Genomic DNA, 17,622 nt, shown 5'->3' on the forward strand with positions numbered 1-17,622 from the left:
GGCTAAATTACTGGGATAGTGCAGGAATGACATGCTGCGGATCGTTAGCAATAGCACGTAGTAGCGCCTTAGCCGGACCTGTAGGTGAACGTCTGCCTTGTTCCCAGTTGCGCAGTGTATCGACACTCACCGAGATTAAATTTGCGAATTTACTCTGCGAAAGGCCGGATGCCTGACGGATTTCTTTAATTTTCATGGCATCGATTTGAAAGGTGCGCGACGGCTCGCGTTTGCCCTCGGCAATTTCATTCATCTGAGCCATGCTTTGGGTTAACCGCTCGAATAGCGCCTTATCCATTACCACCTCTCAATAATCATTTTCAGTACGGCTTTCTCATTCGCTGACAGGTCATCTTTGATCCCTTTGCGATAGATAAGCAGCAATCGAATTTCATTCTCACGCGAGCGATGAAAATAAATAACTCTCACGCCACTACGCTTTCCCTTCCCTCCGGCAAGCCAACGAATCTTGCGTAAGCCTCCCGTGTGCTGAATCAGATCGCCATAGTCAGGCTGCGTTGCCAGAAATACCTGCAGTTTATGGTATTCGTCGTCATCCAGTAATTCTTTGACGTCTTCGGTAAAGATATCCGTTTCAATGAAGAGCATTAAACATACGCCATTGGCTTATAATATCAAATGTTAAATGTACGTCAATGACGTACCCCACTCCTGTTACGTTATTGAGTTGAAGTGGACAAATCCACTCGTTCCGCTCAGTACATTTTGTTTTTGCGAGCCGCTTTCCAGATTCGAATCCTCAACAAAACCCACTGTTTTCATCAGCCGAAAACCAGTCTATAACGCTGTATATTCATACAGAAAAAAGGACATAAATAAGCCTATGGAAAAGGATTCGCATTTTACGCTGCTGGTGTTATTTTGTGTTAATAGATAACACAACAGGAAACCACAATGCCCAGAACAACCAGTATCACCCTCGGCGAAAACCTGGACCAGTTCATCAACAGAATGATTGAAAGCGGACGTTATGGCTCGACAAGCGAAGTTGTTCGCTCCGCACTGCGTTTGCTGGAAGAACATGAATTGCGAACCGGTAAACTCCGCGAAGCTCTTGAAGAGGGCCTGCTTAGTGGAGAGAGTTCGCTAACGTTACAAGAGATAGCAGCAAGGAAAAAACGTAACTTAAATGTATAGACTCTCTAATCTGGCAGCTGAAGATTTTGAAGCAATCTATGAATACACATGGCGTCGTTTCGGCCCGTTACAGGCCGACAAATATACAAATGAACTGGACGGACTGCTGAAGTTGCTGGCAAGAAATCCGTTAATGGGAAGGGATTGTCATAACTTGATTGACGGTGCACGTCGGCATGATTACGGCCAGCATGCCATATTCTATCGGCACGCGGATGACGCTGTTTTTGTCATCCGCATCCTGCATCAGCAAATGGACCCTTTACGACATTTCCGCTAGCACCACTACTCTTCCTCGTTACCACCCTCTTCATAGGCGCCAAACGGCTTCGCGGGTAGCACGATATAGGTTCCTTCAAATACTGCGCCAGACGTCTCGTCACCGAACAGTTCCACCAGCATCTGCACGCGGGCTTTGCGGCCGCGGGCCAGTCGGTCGAGATCGCCGCTCAGCGAGCCTAAATCCGCCACTGCGCTCGGCTTGCCGCTGATAGGACGACTGTAACGAATATGGGCATCGGCGAGGATGATAGTGCCGCCAAGATGGCGCTCGCGCAGCATCAGCCAGATGAGTCCCCAGCCGGTGAGCGTCGCCAGCGAGAACAGGCTGCCGGCAAACAGGGTGTGGTGCGGATTCTGATTGCCGCTCTCCGGCATGGTGGTGATGAATTTTTGCCCGGTGTACTGCTGAATGCGCACCCCCATCTTTTCGCTCAGGGGGATGTGCTGATACCAGGCCTGCTGCAGCTGACCGCACCAGTCGGCGCGATGCAGGATATCATCCAGCGAGGCGATGGGTTTGATCATCAAAAAGTGGCGAATCGGGGTGGTTTGCGGGGTAGTGATTTCGCCCTGGTTGATAAAACCCAGCTTGGCAAAGAACTCCACCGCATCTTCGCGCGCGCTACAGGTGACGCGCTTCACGCCCTCCTGACGGGCAACAGACTCCAGCGTCATCGCCATCAGCGTGCCGAGACCTTTGTCCTGCACAGAAGGGTGCACCGCCATAAAGCGGATGGAGGCTTCGTTATCGGCATTGATATACAGCCGCCCGACGGCCACCAGGTTGCCCTCTTCATCCATCACCATCTGGTGATGCGCCATGGCGTCCCAGGCGTCGCGTTCCGACCCTTTCGGCTGATGTAAGGGCTTACGCAACATCTCCCAGCGGAACTGATAGTAAAGCGCTAACTCTTCTTCCGTTTGCGGTACTCGAAGGTGATACATAGCTGTACTCTCTCTTGTTACCCGCGGCCGTACCATCAGCTCACTCATACCTGGAGCCAGAACGTGACGGGGCCATCATTTACCAGCGAGACCTGCATATCTGCAGCGAATCGTCCGGTCTGTGTATGCATCTCTTGCTGACGGCAACGGTCAACAAAGTATTCATATAACGCTTCTGCCCGATCCGGCGCCGCTCCTTTTGAGAAGCCCGGGCGCATGCCGCGCTCGGTATCGGCTGCCAGCGTAAACTGCGACACCACCAGCACGCTGCCCCCCGCCTGCTGCACGTTAAGATTCATTTTGCCTTCCGCATCGCTGAAGACACGATAACCCAACACGCGCTCGCATAAGCGGTTGGCCTTTTGCTCGTCGTCATCCCTTTCGACACCTAACAGGACTAAAAGTCCCGGGCCAATTTCACCCGTCACCTCTCCCTCCACGGTGACGCTGGCACGGGTTACGCGCTGGATTAATGCAATCATGGTTGGTCTGCTTCTCGTCGTTTTTCGGCTTCGGCCGCTTTTTTTAGTTCGCGATATACCCCGAGAGTGACAGTAATCTCGGCGCCAAGCAAGACGATACACCACGTCCAGTAAACCCAGAGGAACAAAATGGGGATCACTGCCAGCACGCCATAAATCAGCTGATAGGAGGGGAACATGGTGATGTAAAGCGCGAAGCCTTTCTTGCCCAGTTCGAAAAGCAGAGCGGCCACCATCGCCCCCACCATCGCATCCCGGTTAGGTACGCGCGTGGTAGGAACAATGCTGTACAACAACCAGAACGCGAGCCAGGACAAGAGCAGCGGGAAGATACGCAGCACATCGTCAATCACACTGTTGAGTTCGCTGGCCCAGCGTAACGAGAGCAGATAAGAGCTGATCGCCAGGCTGGCCCCGGCCAGTAGCGGCCCCAGGGTCAGGATCATCCAGTACACCGCAAACGAGTAAACTTTGGGGCGCGCCCGGGTGCTGCGCCAGATGGTATTGAGCGCACTATCAATGGCGTACATCAGCAGCAGCGCAGTGACAATTAGCCCGCACGCCCCAACCGCCGTCATCTTGCTGGAGTTAGCGACAAACTGCTCGATGTAATTCTGAATCACATCCCCGGTGGCCGGCATAAAGTTGGCAAAGACAAAATGGCGGAGCTGCAGGCTGACATCCGAAAACATCGGAAAGGCGGCAAAAAGGGCAAAAATAACGGCCACCAGCGGCACCAGCGACAACAACGACACGTAGGCGAGGTTGCCTGCCAGCGTGGTCATGTTGTCCTCATCGATGCGGTGCCAGAGGAGTTTTAGCCACGCACGCAGCGGTCGGGTGTGGTGGCTGGCTTTTTGATGAACGGTTTTTAGCATAACTGCTTCGCAAAGTAGTCGGGGATCGTCTGTTTTCCGGTCACCAGAATTGACGTGATACCCAACTGGTTAGCTCCCTCTATATTATCGACGTTATCGTCAAAAAAGATGGCGTCGGCTGCAGAGAATCCTTCCGCCTGCAGAACAGCCTGGTAGATCCGCGCTTCCGGTTTGCGCATCCCCATCTCCTGAGACAGATAGATCTTGTCCGCAGCCGCTTTCACGTCAGGATATTCTTCCGGCCAGAAGGTCGTGTGCAGACGGTTGGTATTGGACAGCACCACCACCCGATGCCCCTGCTCGCGCAGCTTGTGCATGATGGCAATCACCTCGGGACGAATGCCGACAAAGATCGCCTGCCAGCCGTGGGAGAACTGTTCGTAACTGAGAGGAAGTTCCATCTCATGGCAGAGCTTTTCAGCAAATTGTTCATCCGAAATCTCACCGCGCTCATGCTGATGGAAGGCGTCGCCCATCGTAAAACTTTGCTTAAGCGTCGCCAGCGGAACGCGGCTGAAATCACTCCATGTTCCCAGCACACGATTGAAGTCGATATCGACGATTACGTTTCCTAAATCAAAGATATAGAGCATGTGTTTCTCCTTTTCGCCGTGAAAAGTAACTGTAGCGGGAAAGAAGATGTTTGGCTATGCGCCAGCGCCAGCTTAGAGAAAGGAAGGCACGGCCTGCGCCACGCTGGCTTCGTTGACATCAGATTCCATCATTGCCCCGTGAAGAATATAAAGAGATGAAATCGTCCGTTGTCTTACCGTAATTTTGCCAATAAAAAAGCCGCTGATCGCTCAGCGGCTTTTTGCTTTCCGGGTGGCGATAACGCTCACCCGGCATACGCACCGTATTAGTCGCGAGGACCACGGCCCGCACGTTTACGGTCGTTCTCGGTCAGGTGACGTTTACGGATACGGACGGAGGTAGGAGTAACTTCTACCAGTTCGTCGTCATCGATAAATTCCAGAGCCTGTTCGAGGGACATTTTCTGTGCCGGAACCAGCGTGGTTGCTTCGTCAGTACCGGAAGCACGCATGTTGGTCAGTTTTTTACCGGTCAGGCAGTTTACCGTCAGGTCGTTAGAACGACTGTGAATACCGATGATCTGGCCTTCGTAAACTTCTGCACCGTGACCCAGGAACAGCTTACCGCGATCCTGCAGGCTGAACAGGGCGAATGCCACCGCTTTACCCTGGCCGTTAGAGATCAGCACGCCGTTCTGGCGCTGGCCGATTTCACCTGGCTTAACGTCATCGTAGTGGCTGAAGGTGGAGTACAGCAGACCAGTACCGGAAGTCATGGTCATGAACTCAGTACGGAAGCCGATCAGGCCACGTGCCGGGATCAGGTAATCCAGACGAATACGGCCTTTGCCGTCAGGGATCATGTCTTTGACATCGCCCTTACGCTCGCCCATTGCCTGCATCACAGAACCCTGGTGCTGTTCTTCGATATCCAGCGTCACGTTCTCGAACGGCTCTTGCATACGGCCATCGATCATACGGTTGATAACTTTCGGACGGGACACAGCCAGTTCGAAGCCTTCACGACGCATGTTTTCGATCAGTACAGACAAGTGCAGCTCGCCACGACCGGATACACGGAACGCGTCCGCATCTTCGGTTTCTTCAACACGCAGTGCCACGTTGTGCACCAGCTCTTTGTTCAGGCGGTCAAGGATCTGACGAGAGGTAACGTATTTACCTTCTTTGCCACAGAACGGAGAGGTGTTGACGTTGAAGAACATGGTTACGGTTGGTTCATCAACGGACAGCGCTGGCAGCGCTTCGACGTTTTGCGGATCGCAAAGGGTGTCGGAGATGTTCAGTTCGCCCAGACCGGTGATAGCAATGATATCGCCCGCTTCGGCTTCGGTGGATTCAATACGCTCCAGACCGAGGTGAGTCAGTACTTTACCGACTTTACCGTTACGTGTTTTACCTTCGCTGTCGATAACAGTGATCTGCTGGTTAGGCTTCACTTTACCGCGTTTGATGCGACCAATACCGATTACGCCAACGTAGTTGTTGTAATCCAGCTGGGAGATCTGCATCTGGAACGGACCATCAAGGTCAACGGTTGGTGCTTTAACGTGGTCAACAATCGCCTGATACAGCGGGGTCATGTCTTCCGCCATATCATTGTGATCGTTACCCGCGATACCCATCAATGCAGATGCATAGATGATTGGGAAATCGAGCTGCTCGTCGCTTGCGTCCAGGTTAACGAACAGGTCGAAGACCTGATCCACAACCCAGTCAGGACGCGCGCCAGGACGGTCAACTTTGTTGATAACCACGATTGGCTTCAAACCATGGGCAAACGCCTTTTTGGTTACGAAGCGCGTCTGCGGCATTGGGCCATCCATTGCGTCAACGACCAGCAGAACGGAGTCTACCATGGACATTACACGTTCAACTTCACCACCGAAGTCGGCGTGCCCAGGGGTATCAACGATGTTGATACGGTAGTCATTCCATTTGATAGCGGTGTTTTTAGCGAGGATGGTAATCCCACGCTCTTTCTCCAAATCGTTGGAGTCCATCACGCGTTCGGTGGCTTCAGCACGCTCATTACTGAAGGTACCGGATTGCTGCAGCAGCTTATCAACCAGGGTAGTTTTACCATGGTCAACGTGCGCGATGATGGCGATATTACGCAGATTTTCGATCACAACTTTGCCTCAGGCATTTAGAAATAGCGCGTTATTGTACACGGATTAATCGCACTACAAAACAGGATCACAAACATCCCCCGCAAACAAGTATCGCAGAGATGCTTTGTGATCGCTTTCACGGAGCGGTAAAAGGGCACTTTAACGTAAATTGCACCAATATGGTGCTCAATGTTCACATTGAAGCACTATACTGGTGCAACAAAACCATCATGGTGCAGCCCTTTTGCACTATGGTGCGCATGATAGCGCCTTTTTGGGGTGTTTTAAAAGTTGGCACAGATTTCGCTTTATAAAAAATACGGCAACTAAGGGCAACATCGCCTGCCTTACACAGAATTTGAAGACTTCGTTACCACGACGACAATGACCAATCTGGAGAGTTAAGTATGTCCGCTGAACACGTTTTGACGATGCTGAACGAACATGAAGTGAAGTTTGTTGATCTGCGCTTCACCGATACCAAAGGTAAAGAACAGCACGTCACAATTCCTGCTCATCAGGTAAATGCCGAATTCTTCGAAGAAGGCAAAATGTTTGACGGCTCCTCGATTGGCGGCTGGAAAGGTATTAACGAATCTGACATGGTTCTGATGCCTGACGCATCCACTGCGCTCATTGACCCGTTCTTCGAAGAATCTACCCTGATCATCCGTTGCGATATCCTCGAGCCAGGCACCCTGCAGGGCTACGACCGCGACCCACGCTCTATCGCTAAACGCGCTGAAGAGTACCTGCGCTCCACCGGCATCGCAGACACCGTTCTGTTCGGGCCAGAGCCAGAGTTCTTCCTGTTCGACGACATCCGTTTTGGTGCGACCACGTCCGGTTCTCACGTTGCTATCGATGATATCGAAGGCGCATGGAACTCCTCCACCAAATACGAAGGCGGCAACAAAGGTCACCGTCCTGCGGTTAAAGGCGGTTACTTCCCGGTTCCACCGGTCGACTCTTCACAGGACATCCGTTCTACCATGTGTCTGATCATGGAAGAGATGGGCCTGGTTGTTGAAGCGCACCACCATGAAGTTGCAACTGCTGGCCAGAACGAAATCGCCACCCGTTTCAACACCATGACCAAGAAAGCGGACGAAATTCAGATCTACAAATACGTTGTGCACAACGTTGCGCACCGTTTCGGTAAAACCGCGACCTTCATGCCAAAACCAATGTTTGGTGACAACGGTTCCGGTATGCACTGCCACATGTCCCTGTCCAAGAACGGTACTAACCTGTTCGCTGGCGACAAATATGCCGGTCTGTCCGAGCAGGCGCTGCACTACATCGGTGGTGTTATCAAACACGCTAAAGCGATCAACGCCCTGGCGAACCCAACCACTAACTCCTACAAGCGTCTGGTCCCAGGCTACGAAGCGCCGGTAATGCTGGCCTACTCTGCCCGTAACCGTTCTGCTTCTATCCGTATTCCGGTGGTTTCATCGCCAAAAGCGCGTCGTATCGAAGTGCGCTTCCCGGATCCAGCGGCTAACCCATACCTGTGCTTCGCAGCACTGCTGATGGCGGGCCTGGACGGTATCAAGAACAAGATCCATCCGGGCGAAGCGATGGACAAAAACCTGTACGATCTGCCGCCAGAAGAAGCGAAAGAGATCCCACAGGTTGCAGGCTCTCTGGAAGAAGCCCTGCAGGAACTGAACGCAGACCGTGAGTTCCTGACGGCTGGCGGCGTGTTCACCGACGAAGCGATCGATGCTTACATCGCGCTGCGTATGGAAGAGAACGATCGTGTTCGCATGACGCCACACCCGGTTGAGTTCGAACTGTACTACAGCGTTTAATCTTCAATCCCTGTCGCGCGGCCTTTTCCGCGCGAGATTGATAGCCGTTTTTTGTTGCCGTGGAAACTTTTCAGCCCATCTTCGGATGGGCTTTTTTCTCCACCAACAAGCTGATCTCACGCGCTTTTTACCGCAAAAACACTATACTGCACTAAAATAGTGCAACCAACTCCAGGAGACTGCTGAATGGCAACTGGCACGCTGCCCGATGCTGGGCAGATCCTCAATTCTCTTATCAACAGCATCTTACTGGTCGACGACGATCTGGCGGTGCATTACGCCAATCCCGCGGCCCAGCAGCTGCTTGCCCAGAGTTCACGCAAGCTTTTTGGCGCGCCGCTGCCCGAGCTGTTGAGTTATTTTTCCCTGAATATTGGCCTGATGCAGGAGAGCCTGCAGGCGGGACAAGGCTTTACCGATAACGAGGTCACGCTGGTGATCGACGGGCGCTCGCATATTCTCTCCCTGACTGCGCAACGGCTGCCGGAAGGCCTGATCCTGCTGGAGATGGCACCGATGGATAACCAGCGTCGCCTGAGTCAGGAGCAGCTCCAGCATGCCCAGCAGATTGCAGCCCGCGATCTGGTGCGCGGCCTCGCCCATGAGATAAAAAATCCGCTCGGTGGCCTGCGCGGTGCGGCACAGCTATTAACCAAAGCCCTGCCCGATCCGGCGCTGGCGGAATACACCAACGTCATCATTGAGCAGGCCGATCGTCTGCGTAATCTGGTGGATCGCCTGTTAGGTCCGCAACAGCCCGGGATGCACGTCACCGAGAGCATTCATAAAGTGGCCGAGCGCGTCGTCAAACTGGTGTCGATGGAGCTGCCGGATAACGTCAGGCTGATTCGGGATTACGATCCCAGCCTGCCGGAACTGCCGCACGATCCCGACCAGATTGAGCAGGTATTACTGAATATCGTGCGTAATGCCCTGCAGGCGTTAGGGGCGGATGGCGGAGAAATTATCCTGCGTACCCGCACCGCGTTTCAGCTCACCCTGCACGGCACGCGCTACCGTCTGGCGGCCCGTATCGACGTGGAAGATAACGGCCCGGGCATCCCTTCCCATTTACAGGACACGCTGTTTTACCCGATGGTCAGCGGCCGTGAAGGCGGGACCGGGCTTGGCTTATCGATTGCCCGTAATTTGATAGATCAGCACTCCGGCAAAATTGAATTTACCAGTTGGCCGGGTCATACCGAGTTTTCGGTTTACCTGCCAATCAGGAAATAGAGGGTTAGGTTATGCAACGAGGGATAGTCTGGGTAGTTGATGACGATAGCTCCATTCGCTGGGTGCTTGAACGGGCGCTTACCGGAGCAGGATTGAGCTGCACCGCTTTTGAAAGTGGAGCCGAGGTGCTTGACGCCCTCACCACCAAAACCCCGGACGTGCTGCTGTCCGATATCCGTATGCCGGGGATGGACGGTCTGGCGTTGTTAAAACAGATCAAACAACGCCACCCTATGCTGCCGGTCATCATAATGACCGCGCACTCCGATCTGGATGCGGCCGTTAGCGCCTACCAGCAGGGGGCATTCGATTACCTGCCAAAACCGTTCGATATTGACGAGGCGGTGGCGCTGGTTGAGCGCGCCATCAGCCACTATCAGGAACAGCAGCAGCCGCGTAACGCCCCGGTATTCGGCCCTACCACCGATATCATTGGCGAAGCGCCAGCGATGCAGGATGTGTTTCGCATCATCGGTCGCCTGTCACGCTCGTCCATCAGCGTGCTGATTAACGGCGAGTCAGGTACCGGGAAAGAGCTGGTCGCGCATGCCCTGCATCGCCACAGCCCGCGCGCCAAAGCCCCGTTTATCGCCCTGAATATGGCGGCGATCCCCAAGGATTTGATCGAGTCCGAGCTGTTTGGTCACGAAAAAGGGGCCTTTACCGGCGCCAACACCATTCGTCAGGGCCGCTTTGAGCAGGCCGACGGCGGGACGCTGTTTCTGGATGAGATCGGCGATATGCCCCTCGACGTCCAGACGCGACTGCTGCGCGTGCTGGCGGACGGTCAGTTTTACCGCGTGGGCGGCTATGCGCCGGTCAAAGTCGATGTGCGCATTATTGCCGCCACCCACCAGAACCTCGAGCTGCGCGTCCAGGAGGGAAAGTTCCGTGAGGACTTGTTCCACCGCCTGAACGTCATTCGCGTTCACCTGCCGCCGCTGCGCGAGCGCCGGGAAGATATCCCGCGCCTGGCACGGCATTTCCTGCAGGATGCTGCCCGTGAACTGGGGGTTGAAGCCAAACTGCTGCATCCGGAGACCGAAGCCGCCTTAACGCGTCTCGCCTGGCCGGGCAACGTGCGTCAGCTGGAAAACACCTGTCGCTGGTTGACGGTAATGGCCGCCGGTCAGGAAGTATTAATTCAGGATCTGCCGCCTGAGCTTTTCGAAACCCATGTTCCGGAAAGCAGCACCGGGCAGAGCCTGCCCGACAGCTGGGCCACGCTGCTGGCACAATGGGCCGATCGCGCCCTGCGTTCCGGTCATCAAAATCTGCTCTCCGAAGCACAGCCCGAGATGGAACGTACGCTGCTCACCACTGCGCTGCGCCATACTCAGGGCCACAAGCAAGAGGCGGCACGCCTGCTCGGCTGGGGTCGTAATACCCTGACGCGGAAGTTAAAAGAGTTGGGAATGGAGTGATTTTACTCGCAGTGTAAAGTGCACAAAGTGGTGTTATTTTGCGCTTTACTGTTCCGATGAGTTAAGTATGATCTTGCCCGGGAAAACGAGGGAGCATCATGCTGGAATCTATCGTAACTATGTTGTCTGGCGGCGTCGAAGCCAGCGCAGCAGCGGGACATACACCACAAGCGGCCATTGCAGCCGTGCTGTGTGCAGCGCTGGTGGGGTTGTTTAGCTAGAGGGTTTGCCGGGTGGCGGCTTCGCCTTACCCGGCCTACTCGATTCGGTACGCCTTAAATCACGCGTGAGAACTGCTGTAAGCGCGCTTTCTGACGCAGGTAGGCGTCAAAGCACATGCAGATATTACGAATCAACAGGCGCCCTTTTGGCGTGACCTCAATCGCCCTCTCCGTAACATCCACCAGCCCATCCTTCGCCAGTGGCGCCAGCAGCTTCAGGTCTTCCACAAAGTAATCGCTAAACTGCAGATCCCACTGCGCTTCGATGTCGCTGAAATCGAGGCGAAAGTTACAGATCAGCGCTTTAATCACATCCCGGCGGATACAGTCGTCGCGGGTTAAGGCGATGCCGCGCCACAGGGCGTTACCGGTGTCATCCACCTGCTGATAATAGTGCTTCAGCTCTTTCTGGTTCTGCGCATAACAGTCGCCAATCATGCTGATGGCTGAAACGCCCATCCCCAGCAGATCCGTATCGCCCTGGGTGGTGTAACCCTGGAAATTACGATGCAGAACCCCCTCACGCTGGGCAATGGCCAGCTCGTCATCCGGGCGGGCAAAGTGATCCATGCCGATAAACTGGTAGCCGGTCTCGGTCAGTGAGGTGATGGTTTCCTGCAGGATATCCAGCTTTTGCTGGGCGGAAGGCAGGTCGGCATCCTTGATTTTGCGTTGGGCCGCAAACAGCGTCGGCAGGTGGGCATAGTTGAAGACGCTCAGGCGATCCGGGTTAAGCTCCGCCACGCGCTTCAGCGTGAAGGCAAAGCTTTCCGGCGTCTGCTTCGGCAGGCCATAAATCAGGTCGATATTGGTAGAGGTAAAACCTATCTCCCGCGCGTGATTCAACAGGGCGAAGATAAACTCTTCATCCTGCTCGCGGTTGACCAGACGCTGGACCTCTTTGTTGAAGTCCTGCACGCCCATACTCAGACGGTTAAAACCTTCGCCACGCAAGTGATCGAGCACATCCAGCTCGATTTCGCGCGGATCCACTTCGATGGAGATTTCCGCATCCGCATCGAAACGGAAGTTATCCCGCAGCAGGTTCATCAGGCGGCTAATTTGCGCTTTATTCAGGTAGGTCGGCGTACCACCGCCCCAGTGGAGCTGGCTGACGTGGCGACCGGCAAACTGCGGCGCGCGATGCAGGATCTCCTGCTCAAGCGCATCCAGATACTGATCCGCTTTGTGCTGCTGGCGGGTGACAATTTTATTGCAGCCGCAGAAGTAGCAGAGCTTGTGGCAGAACGGGATATGAACATACAGAGAGAGCGGGCGGTCAGGGTAACGCGCGACCGCCTGCTGAAATTGGCTATCACCGAAGGCGTCGGAAAACTCCAGCGCGGTTGGATAAGAGGTATAACGCGGCCCGGAATAGTTATATTTTTGGATCAGGGCCAGATCCCAGTCGATAGTTGGTACAGACATGTTCACTCCTTCCGTTGGTGTCGCGTTCGTATACGGCGGCCCGTTCTGGCCCCTGTGCGGGCCATGAATCGGGTGCGCAGCCACTTCTGTCGCCGCGACAACCGCCGTAGTTTAACGAATAACCACACCAGATAACATATAACCGGAAGGGTTATAAGCAGGACGATAAAGCCTGCCGGGTGCAAATGTTAGTTTCCACCTTTCAGCAGGCGCATCATGTCATCCTGCTTCTCTTCTTCTTCCTCTTCCTCTTCTTCGTCGTCATAAGAGAGGCCGAGCTTCTGCATCAGTTCATCAATGCGATCCAGTTTGGCATCAACCCAGGACTGCTCTTCAGCATTCAGGGTTTCACCCTCTTCAAGACGTTCCAGCAGCGCGTCCAGGCGCTCATCATTTTCCAGCAAATCCAGCTCAGCCTGCGGTGAAAGCATAGGTTTCTCGCTCTTGGGTTTGTGCTGCCTGGTGACCGGGACATCGGTCACGCCTAATGGAACAGGTGTTTTACTGCCGATACGCGGGTCTTTCTGCTGCTTGTTTTTCGCAGACGCGCCCGATTCACCGCTGCCGCTTGCGCGACTGCCCGCGGCATGACCACGATGCTTTTTATCGCGTTTGCGATCGCGCGCTTCCTGATTCAGTTCTTCGCGCGTTTTGCGGCGTGCTTTTGCTGGACGTTTAGCGCCTGCAGCGGAGGTCGGTTTTTTCATGTTGTTTTGTCTTTAACTCGTTTTCTTCAGTATAGAATTGCGGCGAAATCTAGCAGAAAGCAAGCAAAGAAAAAAGGCGACAGAGCAATCTGTCGCCTTTTTTCCTGACTCACAACCCGTTAAGGGTCTGACAATCCCTGTTTGCTGACAACTAACCCTGTTTTTCCGTTAGCAGGTACCGTCCGTGATATGTCCTTTTCCTTTTTCAACGCCTCCAGGCGTACGTCTTCCTGACTGTCCTTTGTCTTCGCCTCCTGGCGCTCCTGACCCTTATCCTTAAGTCCGCTTCCTGTCGGCATCCTCGCCGTTGAACGCTACTTTACGCTGCCAGGCTAAACCTACAACCCACCCACACGGCTTATGCGGGACTTTCAGATTAAGACTAAGCGTTAATAGGCTGATTTTAATGGTTTTGATTTTTTAACACCCTACGACTTTTCTTAAATCTCCCATAGTACAAAGGGCAGATCTCTTACAAAGCACAGGGTTTTTACTTACAGCGAGGTTGCCGATGGGAAAAGCCTTTTCTCTCTGTTCAGGTATAATCCCCCTAACGTTACGAATTTCTGGAGACAACCACGTGACCAACCTGAATTATCACCAGACGCATTTTGTACTTAGTGCGCCTGATATTCGCCATTTACCCGCTGATACGGGTCTTGAAGTGGCATTTGCTGGCCGGTCCAACGCGGGGAAATCCAGCGCTCTGAATACCCTGACCAATCAGAAAAGCCTGGCCCGTATCTCTAAAACGCCTGGCCGTACTCAGCTGATTAACCTGTTTGAAGTTGCGCCGGGCAAGCGCCTGGTTGACCTGCCGGGCTATGGCTATGCCGAAGTGCCGGAAGAGATGAAAATCAAATGGCAGCGCGCGCTGGGTGAATACCTGGAGAAACGCCTGTGCCTGAAAGGTCTGGTGGTACTGATGGATATCCGTCATCCGCTTAAAGATCTTGATCAGCAGATGATCCACTGGGCTGTTGAAAGCGGGATCCAGGTGCTGGTGCTACTGACCAAAGCCGATAAGCTCGCCAGCGGGGCGCGTAAAGCGCAGGTGAATATGGTGCGTGAGGCGGTGCTGGCGTTCAACGGTGACATCCAGGTGGAACCCTTCTCTTCACTGAAGAAACTCGGCGTGGATAAACTGCGTGAGAAGCTGGATCGCTGGTACAGCGAGCTGGTACCCGCGACAGAAGCGGAAGAGTGATGATAAGCGCGGCGATGTCCGCGCTTTTTTTTGCGCTGAATTTTTTCTTTGCCGCAATAAAAAACGCCCCAGTCATTACTGACTGGGGCGGCTAAAATATTCAGCCAAATCCGATTACGTGAAGTAAAAGGTCTGAAAGATAGAACATCTTACCTCTGTACCCTACGCGAATAACTCTACCCTTTTTTAGACTATAGACAAAGCACTTTTTGTAGTTTTTTTTCATTCTTTACATAGGGAATTCTAATGATCATCACAAAACGTTCATGGATATGTTGCTTACTTACAGAAACTGTTCATATCCCATAAAGAGTTAGTGAGCCTGATCCCAGTTTTCTCCGCTACCCACTTCCACCAGCAACGGCACATCCAGTTTCACGCTGTTTTCCATCAGTTCATGGATCTTTTTCGAGACCGCTTCCAGATCGTCTTTGTGCACTTCAAACACCAGTTCATCGTGTACCTGCATGATCATGCGAACCCGTGGCTGCTCTTTCTCCAGCCAGGCATCGACGGCGATCATTGCACGTTTAATGATATCCGCCGCCGTTCCCTGCATCGGGGCGTTGATTGCGGCACGCTCAGCGCCGGCACGGCGGGCTGCATTGCTGGATTTAATGTCCGGCAGATAGAGGCGACGTCCGTCCAGCGTTTCGACATAGCCTTTTTCTTTCGCCTGCGCGCGAGTGCTCTCCATATACTGCAGCACGCCCGGATAGCGTTCGAAATAGAGATCCATGTACTTCTGCGACTCTTTACGCGGGATATTGAGCTGACGGGAGAGACCGAAGGCGCTCATGCCGTAGATCAGACCAAAGTTGATCGCTTTTGCACTGCGACGTTGTTCCCCGGTCACGCTCTCCAGGGACATACCAAACACTTCGGCCGCCGTCGCCCGGTGGATATCCTGCCCTTCCGCAAAGGCGGTTAACAGGCCTTTATCCCGCGACAGGTGCGCCATAATTCGCAGCTCAATCTGGGAATAGTCAGCAGAGACAATAACGTAGTCCTGCGGCGCAATAAACGCCTGACGGATACGACGCCCCTCTTCATTACGTACCGGAATATTTTGCAGGTTAGGATCGGTTGAGGACAGTCGTCCGGTAGCCGCTACCGCCTGATGATAGGAAGTATGCACGCGACCTGTTTTCGGGTTGATCATCAGCGGCAGCTTATCGGTGTAGGTCGATTTCAGCTTGGCCAGCCCACGGTATTGCAGGATCACTTTTGGCAGCGGATAGTCCAGCGCCAGCTCCTCCAGCACCTCTTCAGAGGTGGAAGGCGCACCGCCCGGGGTTTTCTTCAGCGGCTTAATGCCCTGCTTTTCGAACAGGATCGTCTGCAACTGTTTGGTGGACGAGAGATTAAACGGCTCGCCGGCAATCTCATGCGCTTTTTGCTCGAGTTCGTTCAGGCGCAACGCAATCTCTTCCGAGTGCTTATGCAGCACTGCCGGGTCGATCTTCACGCCGTTGCGCTCAATCCGGGACAGGACCGGTACCAGCGGCATCTCGATATTCTGGAACACGTTTAGCGGCCCGGCGTCTTTTTGCAGCTTTGGCCACATCTTTAAATGCAGTTGCAGCGTGACGTCGGCATCTTCAGCCGCATAGTGTCCCGCCTCTTCCAGAGCGATCTGGTTAAACGTCAGCTGATTCTTACCCTTACCCGCGATCTGTTCAAAGGTAACGGTTTTATGCTTCAGCCAGCGATCGGAGAGTGAATCCATATCGTGACGACCGGCAACGCTATCGAGGATATAGGACTCCAGCATGGTATCGAACGCGATGCCCTGCAGTTCAATGCCGTAGTTCTGCAGGATGCCACGGTCGAACTTCAGGTTTTGCCCCACCTTGAGGGCTTTATCGTCTTCCAGGATCGGCTTGAGGAGCTCAAGCACGCGCTCGCGGGAAATCTGCTCAGGGGCGTCCAGATAGTCGTGAGCGACCGGCACATAGGCGGCAACGCCAGGTTCCGTAGCAATGGAGAGGCCGACCATATTGGCGGAGACATTATCGAGACTGTCGGTTTCGGTATCAAAAGCGAATACCGGGGCCTGCTTTAATTTTTCAATCCAGACCTGCAGCTGCGCTTCGTCGAGGATGGTTTCGTAGTGTTCAGAAGAGAGGATGCTGGCTTCTTCTTCCGGCTCTTCTTCTGCATCAACTACCAGCGTCTCTTTTGGCTTGGTCGCCGATCTTGCCCCTTTCGCCTGCAGCCATTTCCCCGCTTCAAGATCGGTTATCCAGCGTTTGAATTCATACTGTTTAAACAGGCTCAACAGCTCTTCGGCAGCAGGTTGCTGCACTTCAAGCTGTTCGCAGGTCAGCTCCAGCTCCACGTCGGTTTTGATGGTCGCCAGCTGATAGGAGAGGTAGGCCACCTCTTTGTTTTGCTCAAGCTTGGCGGCCATGGTTTTGGCACCGCGGAAGGTTAACCCGGCAATTTTATCCTGCTCGCTATAGAGCGTATCCAGCCCACCCAGACCCTGCAGCAGCGCCTGGGCCGTCTTTTCGCCCACGCCGGGCACGCCCGGGATGTTATCGGAGGAATCACCCATCAGGGCAAGGAAGTCGATGATCAGTTCCGGCGGCACGCCATACTTAGTCACCACCTCTTCCGGGCCGAGGATGGTATTGGTCATGGTGTTAATCAGGGTGATCCCCGGCGTAACCAGCTGCGCCATGTCTTTATCACCGGTACTGATCAATACCGGGCGGCCCATTTTCTCCGCTTCCCGCGCCAGGGTACCGATCACATCGTCCGCTTCCACGCCAGAGACGGCCATTAAGGGCAGCCCCATCGCTTTTACCATTTTATGCAGAGGCTCAATCTGCGCACGCAGATCGTCCGGCATCGGCGGGCGATGGGATTTGTAGTGTTCAAACAGCTCATCCCGGAAAGTTTTGCCTTTCGCATCGAAGACTACAGCGGCATGGCTCGGCTGATACTGCAGGATCAAGCTACGCAGCATATTCAGCACGCCGTACATTGCGCCAGTAGGCTCTCCCGCGCTGTTAGTCAGCGGAGGAAACGCATGATACGCCCGATAGAGGTAAGACGAACCGTCGACGAGAATAAGCGGATTTTCGGGGATTTGAACCATAATGTCCGTGCCTTTAAGTAATTTATGGATAAAGGATGCCACAGAAGGATGAAAACATCAGTTTTT

General features: G+C 53.8%; 18 protein-coding genes. 7 read left to right on the forward strand and 11 right to left on the reverse strand.

What is annotated here, in order from left to right; genetic code table 11:
* Positions 1-7 precede the first annotated feature (7 nt).
* Complete coding sequence (gene nadS, locus SOM40_RS23095) at positions 8-298, reverse strand: NadS family protein (protein WP_061096529.1); 291 nt, start codon at positions 296-298, stop codon at positions 8-10.
* Entirely contained in the window at positions 298-609 is a 312-nt protein-coding gene (locus SOM40_RS23100) for a glycosyltransferase family protein (RefSeq protein WP_106995744.1), read from the reverse strand. The genes nadS and SOM40_RS23100 overlap by 1 nt, the downstream gene beginning before the upstream one ends.
* A 306-nt stretch (positions 610-915) precedes the next feature.
* On the opposite strand from SOM40_RS23100, the gene SOM40_RS23105 reads away from it, so the two are divergent.
* Positions 916-1,158 (forward strand): type II toxin-antitoxin system ParD family antitoxin, encoded by a 243-nt coding sequence (locus tag SOM40_RS23105; RefSeq protein ID WP_106995743.1) that lies wholly within the window; start codon positions 916-918, stop codon positions 1,156-1,158.
* Positions 1,151-1,438, forward strand: coding sequence for a type II toxin-antitoxin system RelE/ParE family toxin (locus SOM40_RS23110; RefSeq protein WP_320529764.1), 288 nt, complete (start codon positions 1,151-1,153; stop codon positions 1,436-1,438). The genes SOM40_RS23105 and SOM40_RS23110 overlap by 8 nt, the downstream gene beginning before the upstream one ends.
* Before the next feature lie 5 nt (positions 1,439-1,443).
* Here the strand turns inward: SOM40_RS23110 and fabY are convergent, their stop codons facing one another.
* The 5 genes from fabY to typA form a co-directional block, all read right to left on the reverse strand.
* Positions 1,444-2,385 (reverse strand): fatty acid biosynthesis protein FabY, encoded by a 942-nt coding sequence (gene fabY / locus SOM40_RS23115; protein ID WP_166184932.1) that lies wholly within the window; start codon positions 2,383-2,385, stop codon positions 1,444-1,446.
* A 44-nt stretch (positions 2,386-2,429) separates the two neighbouring features.
* Entirely contained in the window at positions 2,430-2,867 is a 438-nt protein-coding gene (gene dtd / locus SOM40_RS23120) for a D-aminoacyl-tRNA deacylase (RefSeq protein ID WP_106995740.1), read from the reverse strand.
* A complete protein-coding gene (locus tag SOM40_RS23125) occupies positions 2,864-3,745 on the reverse strand; it encodes a virulence factor BrkB family protein (protein ID WP_106995739.1) in 882 nt (293 codons plus the stop codon). Before SOM40_RS23125 ends, dtd begins: the two co-directional genes overlap by 4 nt.
* A complete protein-coding gene (gene yihX, locus SOM40_RS23130) occupies positions 3,739-4,338 on the reverse strand; it encodes a glucose-1-phosphatase (protein ID WP_106995738.1) in 600 nt (199 codons plus the stop codon). Before yihX ends, SOM40_RS23125 begins: the two co-directional genes overlap by 7 nt.
* 266 nt (positions 4,339-4,604) lie before the next feature.
* A complete protein-coding gene (typA, locus tag SOM40_RS23135) occupies positions 4,605-6,428 on the reverse strand; it encodes a ribosome-dependent GTPase TypA (RefSeq protein ID WP_320529765.1) in 1,824 nt (607 codons plus the stop codon).
* Positions 6,429-6,817: 389 nt separating this feature from the next.
* Here typA and glnA point away from each other — a divergent pair, with 389 nt between their 5' ends.
* The 4 genes from glnA (at position 6,818) to SOM40_RS23155 (ending at position 11,108) form a co-directional block, all read left to right on the forward strand.
* On the forward strand, positions 6,818-8,227 hold the full coding sequence (gene glnA / locus SOM40_RS23140) for a glutamate--ammonia ligase (protein ID WP_262660826.1): 1,410 nt from the start codon (positions 6,818-6,820) through the stop codon (positions 8,225-8,227).
* A gap of 186 nt (positions 8,228-8,413) precedes the next feature.
* Positions 8,414-9,463, forward strand: a complete 1,050-nt coding sequence (gene glnL, locus SOM40_RS23145) for a nitrogen regulation protein NR(II) (protein ID WP_142487613.1) — start codon at positions 8,414-8,416, stop codon at positions 9,461-9,463.
* Between the two features lie 11 nt (positions 9,464-9,474).
* Positions 9,475-10,887, forward strand: a complete 1,413-nt coding sequence (glnG, locus tag SOM40_RS23150) for a nitrogen regulation protein NR(I) (protein ID WP_039032185.1) — start codon at positions 9,475-9,477, stop codon at positions 10,885-10,887.
* Between the two features lie 98 nt (positions 10,888-10,985).
* On the forward strand, positions 10,986-11,108 hold the full coding sequence (locus tag SOM40_RS23155; protein WP_146145546.1) for a YshB family small membrane protein: 123 nt from the start codon (positions 10,986-10,988) through the stop codon (positions 11,106-11,108).
* 54 nt (positions 11,109-11,162) lie between these two features.
* On the opposite strand, the gene hemN is transcribed toward SOM40_RS23155, so the two are convergent.
* On the reverse strand, positions 11,163-12,536 hold the full coding sequence (gene hemN / locus SOM40_RS23160) for an oxygen-independent coproporphyrinogen III oxidase (protein ID WP_106995734.1): 1,374 nt from the start codon (positions 12,534-12,536) through the stop codon (positions 11,163-11,165).
* A 188-nt stretch (positions 12,537-12,724) separates the two neighbouring features.
* On the reverse strand, positions 12,725-13,243 hold the full coding sequence (gene yihI, locus SOM40_RS23165) for a Der GTPase-activating protein YihI (protein WP_320529766.1): 519 nt from the start codon (positions 13,241-13,243) through the stop codon (positions 12,725-12,727).
* Between the two features lie 580 nt (positions 13,244-13,823).
* Here yihI and yihA point away from each other — a divergent pair.
* Positions 13,824-14,450: a ribosome biogenesis GTP-binding protein YihA/YsxC gene (gene yihA / locus SOM40_RS23170; RefSeq protein ID WP_320529767.1), complete on the forward strand. Its 627-nt coding sequence runs from the start codon at positions 13,824-13,826 to the stop codon at positions 14,448-14,450.
* 100 nt (positions 14,451-14,550) lie between these two features.
* Here yihA and spfP read toward each other — a convergent pair whose 3' ends face one another.
* Positions 14,551-14,598: a small protein SpfP gene (gene spfP / locus SOM40_RS23175; protein WP_071892919.1), complete on the reverse strand. Its 48-nt coding sequence runs from the start codon at positions 14,596-14,598 to the stop codon at positions 14,551-14,553.
* A 165-nt stretch (positions 14,599-14,763) separates the two neighbouring features.
* On the reverse strand, positions 14,764-17,556 hold the full coding sequence (polA, locus tag SOM40_RS23180; protein WP_261645379.1) for a DNA polymerase I: 2,793 nt from the start codon (positions 17,554-17,556) through the stop codon (positions 14,764-14,766).
* Positions 17,557-17,622 lie beyond the last annotated feature (66 nt).

This window comes from Leclercia sp. CFBP8987 (assembly GCF_034044995.2).
Lineage (GTDB): Bacteria > Pseudomonadota > Gammaproteobacteria > Enterobacterales > Enterobacteriaceae > Enterobacter > Enterobacter tamurae.

Coding starts and splice junctions, on each gene's coding strand:
- SOM40_RS23110 (WP_320529764.1), top strand. CDS start 1,151: ATGTATAGACTCTCTAATCTGGCAGCTGAAGATTTTGAAGCAATCTAT.
- polA (WP_261645379.1), bottom strand. CDS start 17,556: ATGGTTCAAATCCCCGAAAATCCGCTTATTCTCGTCGACGGTTCGTCT.
- yihX (WP_106995738.1), bottom strand. CDS start 4,338: ATGCTCTATATCTTTGATTTAGGAAACGTAATCGTCGATATCGACTTC.
- fabY (WP_166184932.1), bottom strand. CDS start 2,385: ATGTATCACCTTCGAGTACCGCAAACGGAAGAAGAGTTAGCGCTTTAC.
- nadS (WP_061096529.1), bottom strand. CDS start 298: ATGGATAAGGCGCTATTCGAGCGGTTAACCCAAAGCATGGCTCAGATG.
- SOM40_RS23125 (WP_106995739.1), bottom strand. CDS start 3,745: ATGCTAAAAACCGTTCATCAAAAAGCCAGCCACCACACCCGACCGCTG.
- SOM40_RS23155 (WP_146145546.1), top strand. CDS start 10,986: ATGCTGGAATCTATCGTAACTATGTTGTCTGGCGGCGTCGAAGCCAGC.
- glnL (WP_142487613.1), top strand. CDS start 8,414: ATGGCAACTGGCACGCTGCCCGATGCTGGGCAGATCCTCAATTCTCTT.
- dtd (WP_106995740.1), bottom strand. CDS start 2,867: ATGATTGCATTAATCCAGCGCGTAACCCGTGCCAGCGTCACCGTGGAG.
- SOM40_RS23100 (WP_106995744.1), bottom strand. CDS start 609: ATGCTCTTCATTGAAACGGATATCTTTACCGAAGACGTCAAAGAATTA.
- SOM40_RS23105 (WP_106995743.1), top strand. CDS start 916: ATGCCCAGAACAACCAGTATCACCCTCGGCGAAAACCTGGACCAGTTC.
- glnA (WP_262660826.1), top strand. CDS start 6,818: ATGTCCGCTGAACACGTTTTGACGATGCTGAACGAACATGAAGTGAAG.
- yihI (WP_320529766.1), bottom strand. CDS start 13,243: ATGAAAAAACCGACCTCCGCTGCAGGCGCTAAACGTCCAGCAAAAGCA.
- hemN (WP_106995734.1), bottom strand. CDS start 12,536: ATGTCTGTACCAACTATCGACTGGGATCTGGCCCTGATCCAAAAATAT.
- glnG (WP_039032185.1), top strand. CDS start 9,475: ATGCAACGAGGGATAGTCTGGGTAGTTGATGACGATAGCTCCATTCGC.